Origin of the sequence: Marinobacter guineae, from assembly GCF_002744735.1 — a bacterium.
GTDB lineage: Bacteria > Pseudomonadota > Gammaproteobacteria > Pseudomonadales > Oleiphilaceae > Marinobacter > Marinobacter guineae.
On record NZ_KZ319339.1, the window covers coordinates 217094 to 228985 of the forward strand.

14 protein-coding genes are annotated in these 11892 nt (G+C 55.8%); 3 read left to right on the forward strand and 11 right to left on the reverse strand.

All coding sequences use genetic code 11. The features are described from left to right. Positions 1 to 28: 28 nt before the first annotated feature. Positions 29 to 445 (reverse strand): hypothetical protein, encoded by a 417-nt coding sequence (locus tag CLH62_RS00960; protein WP_099616288.1) that lies wholly within the window; start codon positions 443 to 445, stop codon positions 29 to 31. Positions 446 to 652: 207 nt separating this feature from the next. On the opposite strand from CLH62_RS00960, the gene CLH62_RS00965 reads away from it, so the two are divergent. Together CLH62_RS00965 and CLH62_RS00970 are read left to right on the forward strand one after the other, a co-directional pair. After that, positions 653 to 982 carry a hypothetical protein gene (locus CLH62_RS00965; RefSeq protein WP_099616289.1) on the forward strand — a complete coding sequence of 110 codons (330 nt, stop codon included), beginning with the start codon at positions 653 to 655 and terminating at the stop codon, positions 980 to 982. Between the two features lie 12 nt (positions 983 to 994). Further along, positions 995 to 1468: a hypothetical protein gene (locus CLH62_RS00970; RefSeq protein WP_211285625.1), complete on the forward strand. Its 474-nt coding sequence runs from the start codon at positions 995 to 997 to the stop codon at positions 1466 to 1468. Positions 1469 to 1478: 10 nt separating this feature from the next. On the opposite strand, the gene CLH62_RS00975 is transcribed toward CLH62_RS00970, so the two are convergent. From CLH62_RS00975 to CLH62_RS00985, 3 genes are all read right to left on the reverse strand, one after another. Continuing rightward, on the reverse strand, positions 1479 to 2318 hold the full coding sequence (locus CLH62_RS00975; RefSeq protein ID WP_099616290.1) for a putative RNA methyltransferase: 840 nt from the start codon (positions 2316 to 2318) through the stop codon (positions 1479 to 1481). Positions 2319 to 2427: 109 nt separating this feature from the next. Further along, positions 2428 to 3369 (reverse strand): electron transfer flavoprotein subunit alpha/FixB family protein, encoded by a 942-nt coding sequence (locus CLH62_RS00980; RefSeq protein ID WP_099616291.1) that lies wholly within the window; start codon positions 3367 to 3369, stop codon positions 2428 to 2430. Next, a complete protein-coding gene (locus CLH62_RS00985; RefSeq protein WP_099616292.1) occupies positions 3370 to 4119 on the reverse strand; it encodes an electron transfer flavoprotein subunit beta/FixA family protein in 750 nt (249 codons plus the stop codon). 417 nt (positions 4120 to 4536) lie between these two features. On the opposite strand from CLH62_RS00985, the gene CLH62_RS00990 reads away from it, so the two are divergent. Further along, on the forward strand, positions 4537 to 6189 hold the full coding sequence (locus tag CLH62_RS00990) for an electron transfer flavoprotein-ubiquinone oxidoreductase (protein WP_099617583.1): 1653 nt from the start codon (positions 4537 to 4539) through the stop codon (positions 6187 to 6189). A 120-nt stretch (positions 6190 to 6309) separates the two neighbouring features. On the opposite strand, the gene CLH62_RS00995 is transcribed toward CLH62_RS00990, so the two are convergent. From CLH62_RS00995 to CLH62_RS01025, 7 genes are all read right to left on the reverse strand, one after another. Beyond that, entirely contained in the window at positions 6310 to 6771 is a 462-nt protein-coding gene (locus CLH62_RS00995; protein WP_099616293.1) for an FKBP-type peptidyl-prolyl cis-trans isomerase, read from the reverse strand. A 199-nt stretch (positions 6772 to 6970) separates the two neighbouring features. Then, positions 6971 to 7537, reverse strand: a complete 567-nt coding sequence (locus CLH62_RS01000) for a DUF1285 domain-containing protein (RefSeq protein ID WP_099616294.1) — start codon at positions 7535 to 7537, stop codon at positions 6971 to 6973. 24 nt (positions 7538 to 7561) lie between these two features. Next, on the reverse strand, positions 7562 to 8458 hold the full coding sequence (locus CLH62_RS01005; RefSeq protein ID WP_099616295.1) for a radical SAM protein: 897 nt from the start codon (positions 8456 to 8458) through the stop codon (positions 7562 to 7564). A gap of 46 nt (positions 8459 to 8504) precedes the next feature. Continuing rightward, on the reverse strand, positions 8505 to 8954 hold the full coding sequence (gene sixA, locus CLH62_RS01010; RefSeq protein ID WP_099616296.1) for a phosphohistidine phosphatase SixA: 450 nt from the start codon (positions 8952 to 8954) through the stop codon (positions 8505 to 8507). Positions 8955 to 8978: 24 nt separating this feature from the next. Then, entirely contained in the window at positions 8979 to 10046 is a 1068-nt protein-coding gene (locus tag CLH62_RS01015; protein WP_099616297.1) for an NAD(P)H-dependent glycerol-3-phosphate dehydrogenase, read from the reverse strand. A 65-nt stretch (positions 10047 to 10111) separates the two neighbouring features. Further along, positions 10112 to 10603 (reverse strand): STAS domain-containing protein, encoded by a 492-nt coding sequence (locus CLH62_RS01020; protein ID WP_099616298.1) that lies wholly within the window; start codon positions 10601 to 10603, stop codon positions 10112 to 10114. Between the two features lie 14 nt (positions 10604 to 10617). After that, positions 10618 to 11826 carry a PP2C family protein-serine/threonine phosphatase gene (locus CLH62_RS01025; RefSeq protein WP_099616299.1) on the reverse strand — a complete coding sequence of 403 codons (1209 nt, stop codon included), beginning with the start codon at positions 11824 to 11826 and terminating at the stop codon, positions 10618 to 10620. Positions 11827 to 11892: the final 66 nt, after the last annotated feature.

An 11892-nucleotide genomic window follows, 5' to 3' on the forward strand; every position in this document is an offset into this window, starting at 1 on the left:
TCCTTAATCAGAAAAATCCGTTGGGTATTTATCGGAGGCCAGCTGCCGGTTTTGCACCCATCAGGCGCATGATCACGGCAACGCCAAGGCCCCAGAAACCGTTGAGAAGAAGCCCGCCAACCCAGGTCTGGGCAGACACATCGAGCCCTTTCAGGGGAAATACCACCAGCATGGCGACTGCAGTCGGGCCTATTGCCCCTACAATGACATGACCAAGCCAGAACTTCACCCCGGCCAGGCGCCCGAGAATAAGCCATAAAACCATGCCCCACAGGCCACCGAAAAAGGCCAGGGAGACAACCGCCGGAACACCCAGCGGCGGCACCGGTGACAGGTTGAATGGTGCCATGGGCACTACGCCACCCAGCCAGAACAGTGCAAACAGGCCCTGGTGAAAGACCAGAGTCGCAAGAAAACCACTTACAAACGCCTTGAACCAAACCATGAACAATCCCCTGTCGGTATGAATAGTCGGCCTTAACTCGTTGATTCTGTGTAGCTCATTGTGCAACTTCAAGCGATATTAACAGTTTTGAGCGCCGGTTCTACTTTCCCGGCGACACGGGAAAATCCGTCGTCACGGCCAATCGTTTGTCACACTCTGTAGGGCACACTGGACGGCAGTGCACAGAACGATTCCCGGAGGTTCGAATTGATCACCTTTCTTACGGTACTGAGCGTGTTGCTTGTCCTGTTCAGCGGTTTTGTCTGCTGGCAGGTGCTGGAGCAGCGTAAAGTGATCGCCCGAATGATGGAGAATGACGATATCGCAGAATCAGATCAAGAACCGGAGCTGGTTATTACGCTGCGGGTACTGGATCCGATCGCCCTGGCCAAGCGGGAGTCCCGTTCCGCCCGGGTACTTGCGGACAAACTTCCGGTGATGGTTCGCAAGATGGTGTACCAGGAAGTAATGAAAGAGCTTGAAGAAGAGATGACCGAACGAGAAATCGATGTGGACATGCAGATCGAGTATCGATAGGAGCGCAATGTCATGGTCTCTACAACTATCGTGTTCGCTCTGCTTTTTCTGGCCCTTTGCGGGTTGTGTGTCGCCTACTGGCAGTTGCTGCTTTGCCGGCGACAGGCCCGAATCCTCAATTCGCATCGGGCGGCTGCTCACAGCGCCATCCAGAGAAGCAGGATGGACCTTCTTGAAGTCCGGAATCGTGCCAGACTTCTTGAGGATTCCGTTTCCAGCGGCGCCAGCGCGGTGGAGAAACTGCACAAGGCCATTTCCAATACCACTTTCGGGCTGATCGATCTGTTTTCGAAGGATGAGGAGTTCCGCAAGACTGCGCGGAAGGCACGGACAACCCATGACGAGACCAGCCAACAGATCTATCGCACAGTGCGAACCACCAACAAGGCACTTCACATTCTCGCGGACACCCTGATTATCGGCAAAGCGGAGAAACGCATTGCCTCCCGTAAACGCGGATCGATGCCGGGTGAGGATAGTCAGTAGGCCTCTTCCACTATCGCTTTTCGAAGCGCTTGAGGATCACGTCGACAGTCACATCCAGTGACTCAAGTTCCGCTGCCTTCTCAAGGCCGGCAGAACTGGCCCGGTATAGATGGGGGGTCATTGCCAGCAGGTCGGCAATCGTGTCCCGGTCAGTAAGGGATAACGGAAAACGCACCACCGTTGAGTCGAGCAGCCGAAAACCCTCCGGTACTGCTGTCGCGCTGTCTCCGGGTGGCTTCAGTTCCGGATAGATGATTTCACGAAGTTCCCGGAGATGGTCGGCACCGGCATCTACTTGTATCAACTGCCCCCCGGCCCTAAGTACCCTGAAAAATTCGCTGTAAACCGGGAATCCAAACAGGCAAAGCACCAGATCCAGTGAGTTCGGCAATACCGGCAGGTTTGCGTTGCTGCCTACCACCCACCGGGTTTGCTTATTCTGTTTGGCCGCAGCCAGCACCGCCCATTTGGAGATATCAACGCCAATCATGGCAAGGGTTCGGTCACCAGCCGCGCCCGCCAGATGGCGGAGGTAATAGCCTTCACCGGAGCCGGCGTCCAGTACCGAGGCAACGCCTTCACCGGGCAGCACCTGCAGCGACAGGTTGCTTACGGTGTCGACGATCCTTCCGTAGAACCCGGCATTGAGGAACCGTTGCCGGGCCGCCACCATCTCCTTGCTGTCGCCGGGGTCCAGAGTCCGTTTCTTCTGCACCGGCAGCAGATGTACATAACCCTGCCGTGCGACATCAAAGCTGTGTCCATTCTCGCAACGCCAGGTCTTGTCCCTGGGCGCCAGAGGGCAGCCGTCCAGGGGACAGGCCAACGCATCAAACGGTATGGTGGTCATCGTTCGTGTGTCCGGTTTAACAGCCAGGGCTGGGTATCATGGCAGGTATTTTAGGGGCACCCAAAGAAAAAGGCACCCTTGGGTGCCTTTTCTCAAGCCTGTCAGAAAGTTACAGAACTTTCTTCAGCTCTTCTTCAAGTTGCGGAACCGCTTCAAACAGGTCCGCTACCAGGCCATAATCGGCAACCTGGAAGATCGGCGCTTCCTCATCCTTGTTGATCGCAACGATCACCTTGGAGTCAGACATACCGGCCAGGTGCTGGATAGCACCGGAAATACCGACGGCAATGTACAGCTGCGGCGCAACGATTTTGCCGGTCTGGCCGACCTGCATGTCGTTGGGAACAAAGCCAGCGTCTACTGCGGCGCGTGAAGCACCAACAGCAGCACCCATCAGATCGGCAATCTGCTCCAGCATCTTGAAGTTCTCGCCGTTCTGCATGCCACGACCACCGGAAACCACGATACCGGCACTTGCCAGATCCGGACGGTCAGACTTGGCCAGCTCTTCCTTGACGAACTGGGACAGGCCTGCATCTTTTACAACGTCCAGGGTTTCAACTGTGGCGGAACCACCTTCGCCAGCAACCGGATCAAAGGCGGTCGGGCGAACCGTGATCACCTTGATGCTGTCGCTGGACTTCACCGTCGCGATAGCGTTACCAGCGTAGATCGGGCGAACGAAGGTGTCTTCGGACTCCACACGCATGATGTCGGATACCTGGGCAACGTCCAGCAGCGCGGCAACCCGAGGCATGAAATCCTTACCAACGGTGCCAGCGGCGGCCAGAATATGGCTATAGCCCTTACCTACTTCGGCAACCAGCTCGCCCAGGTTCTCACCCAGAAAGTGGCCGTACACGGCGTTGTCGGCAACCATTACCTTGCTAACGCCTTCAGCCTTGGCCGCTGCTTCGCCTACCGCTCCGCAGTTCTCGCCGGCAACCAGTACGTCGATGTCGCCACCGATGGCCTTGGCAGCAGCCACAACGTTCAGGGTTGCCTGCTTCAGCTCGCTGTTGTCATGTTCAGCAATTACAAGGATGCTCATTTAGATCACCTTCGCTTCATTCTTCAGTTTATCGACCAGCTCGGCAACGTCGGCCACTTTCACACCCGCCTGACGGGAAGCGGGCGCTTCAACCTTCAGGGTAGAAAGGCGCGGAGCGATGTCGACACCCAGATCGGCCGGGCTCATGTTGTCCAGCGGCTTCTTCTTCGCCTTCATGATGTTCGGCAGAGAGGCGTAGCGCGGCTCGTTCAGACGCAGGTCTGTGGTGACAACGGCAGGCAGGTTCAGGGAAAGGGTCATCAGACCACCGTCTACCTCCCGGGTTACGTTAACCTTGTCGCCTTCAACAACCACTTCGGAAGCGAAAGTGCCCTGACCCATTCCGGTCAGCGCGGCCAGCATCTGGCCAGTCTGGTTGTTATCGGAATCAATGGACTGCTTGCCGAGAATAACCAGCTTCGGCTCTTCCTTCTCAACAACAGCCTTCAGCAGCTTGGCCGCTTCGAGAGACTGAACCTCCTCGTCTGTTTCGACGTGGATACCACGGTCCGCACCCAGTGCAAGGGCAGTACGGATCTGCTCCTGGCAGGCTTTCGGGCCAATGGAAACCACCACGATTTCACTGGCAACACCCTTCTCTTTCAGGCGAACCGCTTCTTCAACAGCGATTTCGCAGAACGGGTTCATTGCCATCTTGACGTTGGCGAGATCAACACCGGTATTGTCCGGCTTGACGCGCACCTTTACGTTGTAGTCGATTACTCGTTTTACAGCGACCAGAACCTTCATAGATTCCTCGTTCTTCTACGATGGGTTTATGACTTGCAGTCCTCACGCGAAGCCTGCCGAAATTCGATGCGCACTAATGATGGAGGCAACGCTCAGCAGAATCAATAGCCTTAAACGACGCGTCAGGACAGATGTTTCAGCCAATTCCCGGTATTGACTGGGAATGGCAGTGAGACGATACTAGATTTCGACTCAAAACACACGATGTTTCAGTGTGCTCTTACAATGCCAAAGGTCAGGCCGGATTTCAAACAAACGTTTGTTTGATTCTTCAAATACGGTATCCTTTGTTATAAGCAAGTCGTTGAATTCGGCTTGTGGCAGTCGTCTATAGGCAGTTTTACCGGTATGATGGCGACCCAGAAAAACTCGCCTGCGGGCACATAATATCCATTAAAGATGTTTGAGGAGACCAACGTGGAACGCGAATCGATGGAATTTGATGTTCTGATCGTCGGCGGCGGCCCGGCGGGCCTGTCAGCAGCTTGTCGTGTCATGCAGTTGGCACAGGAAGCTGGCGAGGAACTCACCGTATGCGTGGTAGAGAAAGGTTCTGAGATCGGCGCTCATATTCTGGCCGGTACCGTATTCGAGCCCACTGCCCTCAACGAACTCTTCCCGGACTGGAAAGAGAAAGGTGCCCCGCTCAACACGCCGGTTACCCGTGACGACATTTTCCTGCTGAAAAACCAGGAAAGCGCCACCAAGATTCCGAATGCCTTTGTGCCCAAGAACATGCACAACCACGGCAACTACATCATCAGCCTGGGCAACCTGTGCCGCTGGCTCGCCGAGCAGGCCGAAGGCCTGGGCGTTGAGGTTTATCCCGGCTTTGCCGCTTCCGAAACCATTGTTGAGGATGGCCAGGTAAAAGGCATCATCACCGGCGACATGGGCGTTGCCCGTGACGGCTCCGAGAAAGACGGCTATATGCCAGGCATGGAACTGCGCGCCAAATACACCCTCTTTACTGAAGGCTGCCGTGGTCACCTGGGCAAGCGCCTGATCAATGACTTCAAGCTGGATGAAGGCAAGGATCCGCAGCACTATGGTATCGGTATCAAGGAGCTGTGGGACATTGATCCTGCCAAACACGAGCCGGGCCTGGTTGTTCACACCACGGGCTGGCCGCTGAAAGAATCCGGCTCCACCGGTGGCTCCTTTCTGTACCATCTTGAAAACGGACAGGTTTATGTGGGCCTGATCACCGATTTGTCCTACAGCAACCCGCACCTGAGCCCGTTTGAGGAATTCCAGCGTCTGAAGCTGCACCCAGAAGTGAAAAAATACCTGGAAGGCGGCAAGCGCGTTTCCTATGGTGCCCGCGCTATCACAAAAGGGGGCTACAACGCCCTGCCAAAGATGAGCTTCCCGGGCGGATTGCTGCTGGGTTGCGATGCCGGCACGCTGAATGGCTCCAAGATCAAGGGTTCCCATACCGCCATGAAGTCTGGCCTGCTGGGTGCCGAAGCTGTATTTGAAGCGCTGAAAGAAGGTAAGAACGGCGAGGAAATCACCAGTTTCCAGAAGCGGTATGAGGGCAGCTGGCTATACAAAGAGCTCTACGCGGAGCGTAACTTCGGCCCGGCTATGCACAAGTTCGGCAACATCGTGGGTGGCGCCATTGCCTTTTTCGAGCAGAACATCCTGCGCGGTAGCCTGCCGATGACCTTCCATGACACCACTCCGGATTACGCCACGCTGAAGCCGGCCTCCGAGTGCAAAAAAGTGAGCTATCCGAAACCGGACAACAAGCTGACTTTCGACCGTTTGTCCTCGGTGTTTATTTCCAACACCAACCATGAGGAAGATCAGCCGGTTCACCTGAAGCTGACCGATCCGGACATCCCGATCAAGGAAAACCTGCCGAAGTACAACGAACCGGCGCAGCGCTACTGCCCGGCTGGCGTTTACGAAGTCATTGATGCCGAGGATGGCAGCGGCAAGAAGTTCCAGATCAACGCCCAAAACTGTGTTCACTGCAAGACCTGTGACATCAAGGATCCTGCCCAGAACATTACCTGGGTGACTCCGGAAGGTGGCGGTGGCCCGAATTATCCGAACATGTAAGCTACCAAACAGGCGGTGAACTCGGGGTCAGATGAACTTTTCATCTGACCCCACTTTTAGCAGTTTCAAAAAAAAACGGCTCCCGAGGGAGCCGTTTTTCGGATAACACTTCAGAAAAGCTTAGTGAGCGTGACCGTGCTCTTGCTCTTCGTCAGTCGCTTCGCGGGCTTCTACCACTTCTACGTCGAAGTGCAGAGTCTGTCCGGCAAGCGGATGGTTGGCATCGATGGTAACGGTCTCATCGCCAACTTCAACCACGCGAACAACCTGAGGGCCGCCCGGAGTCTGTGCCTGGAACTGCATGCCCGGCTCGATACTATCGACACCTTCAAATGCAGAACGCGGTACCGGCTGAACCAGCTCCTCGTTTACTTCGCCGTAGCCTTCAGCAGGTTCTACAGACACCTTGACCTGGTCGCCTGCATTCTTTTCGTTCAGTGCACTTTCAAGTCCACCGATAATGTTCTGTGCACCTTCCAGATAAGACAGAGGCTCGCGACCTTCTACACGGGAGGAGTCAAGCTGCTCTCCCTGATCGTTGGTGAGCGTGTAATGGATGGTGACAACACGAGGTTGGGCCATGAGATCTCCTTGCGTGTCGCAATGACTGTTTAATTGATTTAGGCAATCGAAAGTGATCGTGAACAGCCAGACTGCACAGAGGGACTAACGACCACCGGGCCTCGTTAGAGAGCCAGGCTCATAACAAGTATGAAAACACAGTTTAACAAGTGACATAGTGCGTTTTCTACCGTAATTTCTGGGGGCGCGGTAGAAGTTTTCAACCACTCTGCCCGATTTTGTAGAAAATTCCGTGGCTAAACACGCCCAGAACCGGATGACCACCTTCGTTTCGCTCGACCACGTGCTCCGCCAGATCGTAATAGGCCGCCGTGACCAACCGGGCCTCTACGCCATGTCGCACCATCACAACCGGACGAGGCTCTTCTGAACCGGGATAGGTGCCAACCGCCAGCGGATGATTCTGGCCGATTTCAAGGGTTTCGCCCACGTTGGTGGTCAGGGAAATCACCTGCCGGTCCCCCTCACCGGTTACCTGCAGGGAGTGTGCGAGCAACGGCGTGTCCTCCACCTGGATCCGCCATTTCTCCACCGGCGTCACCAGGTAATACTCGCCGTCTTCCTCCCGGCGTAGAATGGTGGAGAACAGGCGAACGATCGCCTCCCGGGCCAATGGCTCGCCCTTGAAGATCCACTGACCATCCCGGCCAATTCGCAGATCCATGTCGCCCGACAGCTCGGGGTGCCACTGATCAAGAGGCGGGTTTGCGGGATCTTTCACGGTTTCCTGAACCTGTTTTGCAAGATTTTCCGGATTCGTGTCCATGGCGATGGCTCCCGGTCCGTTGAATTACAACCCGCGCATCCATTCCGCCCGAAGCGGCGCTGCTCCGGGATTGGTGATGGCGAGGTTTACCTGATCCAGCATTTTCTGTTTGTCCCGGCCCAGGGTGCCCTTGAGCACCAGATAATTGGAAGCGTGATCGCTCCGGAAGATGGTTTTTTCAAGCTCCAGGTGCTCGAGGAAAAGACCAATCTCTTCAAACAGGCCCTGCTGGGAGAGTGGCACGAAGTCATCGCCGAAGCCCTCCCGGAAGCGCTCCTCGCCCTGCGGGAAGCTCACCACCAGAGTCGATAAATAATCCGGCTGGGTTTCGTTGCAGAGCGTGGCGGTGTTGATGGCGTGTTGGCGGGATAGGCTTTCACCCCCCAGACCATTCAGTACCATGACTGAACTGGTCAGACCCGCATCGCGGATTTTCAACAGCGCCGAACGGGTGGATTCCCAGGTCTCGCCCTTGTTGACCCGGCGCAAGACTTCGTCGTCGCCGGATTCCATGCCGATGTAGAGAATCTGCAAGCCCGCGTCCTTCAGTTGTGCCAGCTCCTCCACGCTCTTTTTTGCCAGGTTACGTGGCAGGCAGTAACTGGAAACCCGCTGCAGATCCGGGAAGGCGTCCCGCAACTGGCCTAGAATCTCCAGAAGCCGACGGGTTGGCAGCACCATGGCGTCTCCGTCCGCCAGGAAAACCCGGCGAACACCGCCCAGGCTGCGTGCCGCATTCTGAATGTCCTGCGACACCTCATCCGGCTTGCGGGCCCGGAATTTCTTCTGGGGCTGGGTGTACATCTCACAGAAGGTACATTTATTCCAGGAGCAACCGTTGGTCACAGGCAGAATCAATGATTTTGCTTCACTGGGGGGCCGGAAAACCGGCTCGACATAGTCAATCGGAAAACTGTACATAGTCTGGCTCGATTCGTCTGAATTCAATTAGCGAATGTTCGGAGTATCAGGGCAGAAACTGCGCTTTCAAGTCTGCACAGCCCGGCCCCACCACAGGCATGTCCAGCAGAACCGCCTGGGAGGTCATGAAGGGTATGCCCCGGCGATGGGCATCTACCAGAAGTGTGGCGAGGCTGCCAACCAGCGGCATGTGGGAAACAATCATCAGAGGCGATTCATGATGCTCGATCAGGGCATCAAGGCAGTCCCCGGGGTCGTCGTCCGGCGTGATGAACATTTTCTCTTCAACCGGGCAATTGAGTATTTCAGAGACAATCGCGGCGGTTTGCCTGGCCCTGACAAAGGGGCTGCTCCATATCAGTTTTGGACGCCAGGGGGACTCGGCAATCCGTGCTGCCACCTCCGCCACGCCCCGGCGCCCCGATTCGGTCAGCTCCCGCTCTTGATCAAGTGTGTGCCAACCGGCTTCACCGTGGCGCATGATGAGCAATTGCAAAGGCAACCTCCGCTAATTAGCCGGCTACTGGGTTATGATGCGGGGTAGTATGAATTCCACGTCGGAATTCTGGACCGACATCATCAGGCTGTTGATGACGGCCGTGATGGATGCAGATCCATACAGAATCTCATAAAGACCCCGCACCAGCGGCATATAAATGCCAATGGCTTCAGCCTTTTCCTTCACCAGTTTCAGGGTGTAAATGCCCTCGGCAACCTGCCCCAGATCCGCTACGGCATCGTCCAGGTTCTGGCCCTGGCCCACGGCATAACCGACACGGAAGTTCCGGCTCTTGGAGGAGGTGCAGGTCACGATCAGGTCACCGACCCCGGCCAGACCCATGAAGGTCATCGGGTTGGCGCCAAGGCTTACGGCGAACCGGCTCATTTCCGCCAGGCCCCGGGTAATCAGCATGGCCTTGGCGTTCTCCCCCATCTCCAGGGCGGAAGCGAGGCCAGCGACGATGGCATAGATGTTTTTGAGAGCGCCGGCGAGTTCTACGCCATAAATGTCGACGTTGGCATAGACGCGGAAATACTCGCAGCCCAGCAGGTCCTGCACGGTCCGGCGTACGTCCGGATCCTTGGCGGCAATAACGGTGGCGGTGAGGTCGCGGTTCACGATTTCGGCGGCCAGGTTCGGCCCGCTGAGTACGCCGATCCGGCAGCGCGGAATCTCCTCCTGGAGAATCTCGCTCATCAGCTTGAAGCCGTGTTCCTCGATGCCCTTGGTCAGGCTGACGACAATCTGGTCGTCGCGGAATTTGTCACTGTTTTCCCGGATTACGGCCCGAAACGCCTTGCTGGGAATGGCAACGAACACAATCTCGGCCCTGCTGACGGCGTCTGCAAGGTCGTTGGTGGGCTGGATATCGCCGGTCAGTTCAATGCCCGGCATATACCGGCTGTTGATACCGGTGGCGCGGATTTCCTCGGCCTGGGACTCGCCACGCATCCAGAAGTGAACGCGATGGCCATTTTCTCCAAGCACCTTGGTCATGGCGGTGCCAAAACTGCCACCGCCGAGAACCGCTACATCATGCACCGGGCCTGTTGCCCCATTATCCTGAGGCGTTGTTTTCTCAGACATAGTTCTTCCATTTCTTTCAGATCAGGTGTGAAACCGGTGTCGCCAGGCACAGCAAGCGGGTGGCGTTAACCGGGCTCTTCACATTCCAGAGCGCGCACCAGATTCTTGAACTCTTCCCTGTTTCGATTGTTCAGGCCCATCAGCACCTTGTGGGCATCGAGAACCTTGTCCCGAACCTGCTGTTCGCTGGCCCTGAGAACAGGAATTTCTTCAAGTTCTTCAATGCGGGACGCCGGTTCACGGACAATGATAAAGATCTTGTCGAACCCCATGGACGTGATAATGCGGGTAATGTCAGGATTGGTGGAAATCAGCGTGGGCAGGAAATTACTTTGTTTCTGGGCCGCCATGGCAATTTTGGCCAGCAGGCCGAGGGTGGTGCTGTCGATGATCTCGGTTTCGGTAAGATCGATCACCACGGTCTTGAACTGGGGGTCCTGAGTAATGGACTCAACCAGATTATCCAGCGTCGAACACAGGTTCAGCCGGATTTCCCCAATAAACTTCAGGACGTAAATACCCTGTTTTTCAGCTTGCAGGATCTTGTAACCAGCCATGTTTCACACTGCCACTATTTCGACGAGGTGTTATCTGCTCCATCCATGGTATCAGTAACCGACACAATAGCGATATCGTCCGGCAACTCCGTAATCTCCTCGAGATTCAGAGCTTCGCTAAGAGCTGCGATAGTGTGACGACCTCCTGATACGAGTTCAAGTAGTGTCCGTTCCTTTTCATCAAGACTTTTTTCCCGGATGACCTCCAGAATTCCATCGGAAAACAGAGTCAGGTGGAATGGTTTGTCCAACGGCACTTCGTAAACTTCCCATTCAGGCGCCTCAAAAAGGCCCACCGGTAGTCCACTTCCCTCCAGGAAAGCCGTTTCGCCACCTTCAAAGGAAAGGATAGGCATCGGGAAATGCGCCCCTACCGCATACCGTAATCTACGTTCGCTGACGGAAATGATGCCAACAAATACGGTGACGTGTTTGCCGAGACCGGTATCCAGCAATTCCGAGTTAATTCGTTCAAGGAAGCGCTCAGGAAACAGAATGTCGTCACTGGACCCGCGGCGAAGGTTGCGCTGAAGCCGGTTGGTGAGGTTTTTCAGCAACACCGTAACGAACGCGGAACTAGCGCCGTGGCCGGATACATCGGCAATGTAGACCAGAACCTTGTCGTCGGAGATCCGGAAGTAGTCCAGAAAATCACCGCTTAGGTACAGCGACGGTTTGATCAGGTGATCTATATGCAGGCCACTCACCACCTGCTCGCGTTCTGGCAGCATCCGCAACTGAACCTTGCGGCCGGCGCGCTGGTCGGCCCGAAGCTCGGCGATACCGTCACGCAGATCCCGGTTGGCCTCTTCCAGTTCATGACGGTAAAGCTGGTTCAGGCGGTTGACCCGAACCCGGTCAAACAACTTGCCAATGACATCGTCCAGTGCACCCTTGTCGTCGTTGCAGGGTTTGAGAACAAAATCTGCCGCCCCGGCCCTCAGCACACTGACCACATCAGCACTGGACTCACTGGTCGAGCAGGCAACGATGGGTGTGAAGGTTTCGGCTTCTTCAAGCCGGTTAGCCAGATCCCGGATGGCATCTGGGGACAGGTCTGCAAAGATGACGTCGGGGATGTTATCGTCGAACAGTGCCTTGGCGGCCGCGAGGTCCGGATAGCCGGTAACGTAAAAGCCCCTCGCTTCCAGATAACGGGCGAGATCCGTGCGGGCCTTTTCATTGGCGTCAATAATCAGTATGCGCTCGGTGCGCGAAGTCATGGCGACTGCCCTAAACTACCAGCGATAAACGATAAATTGGCTTGATAAAGCCTATTCTGGCACGCC

Excerpts from the sequence above, each read along its gene's own strand:
- CLH62_RS00960 (WP_099616288.1), bottom strand. The coding sequence starts at position 445 with ATGGTTTGGTTCAAGGCGTTTGTAAGTGGTTTTCTTGCGACTCTGGTC.
- CLH62_RS00970 (WP_211285625.1), top strand. The coding sequence starts at position 995 with ATGGTCTCTACAACTATCGTGTTCGCTCTGCTTTTTCTGGCCCTTTGC.
- CLH62_RS00975 (WP_099616290.1), bottom strand. The coding sequence starts at position 2,318 with ATGACCACCATACCGTTTGATGCGTTGGCCTGTCCCCTGGACGGCTGC.
- CLH62_RS00980 (WP_099616291.1), bottom strand. The coding sequence starts at position 3,369 with ATGAGCATCCTTGTAATTGCTGAACATGACAACAGCGAGCTGAAGCAG.
- CLH62_RS00985 (WP_099616292.1), bottom strand. The coding sequence starts at position 4,119 with ATGAAGGTTCTGGTCGCTGTAAAACGAGTAATCGACTACAACGTAAAG.
- CLH62_RS00995 (WP_099616293.1), bottom strand. The coding sequence starts at position 6,771 with ATGGCCCAACCTCGTGTTGTCACCATCCATTACACGCTCACCAACGAT.
- CLH62_RS01000 (WP_099616294.1), bottom strand. The coding sequence starts at position 7,537 with ATGGACACGAATCCGGAAAATCTTGCAAAACAGGTTCAGGAAACCGTG.
- CLH62_RS01005 (WP_099616295.1), bottom strand. The coding sequence starts at position 8,458 with ATGTACAGTTTTCCGATTGACTATGTCGAGCCGGTTTTCCGGCCCCCC.
- CLH62_RS01015 (WP_099616297.1), bottom strand. The coding sequence starts at position 10,046 with ATGTCTGAGAAAACAACGCCTCAGGATAATGGGGCAACAGGCCCGGTG.
- CLH62_RS01020 (WP_099616298.1), bottom strand. The coding sequence starts at position 10,603 with ATGGCTGGTTACAAGATCCTGCAAGCTGAAAAACAGGGTATTTACGTC.
- CLH62_RS01025 (WP_099616299.1), bottom strand. The coding sequence starts at position 11,826 with ATGACTTCGCGCACCGAGCGCATACTGATTATTGACGCCAATGAAAAG.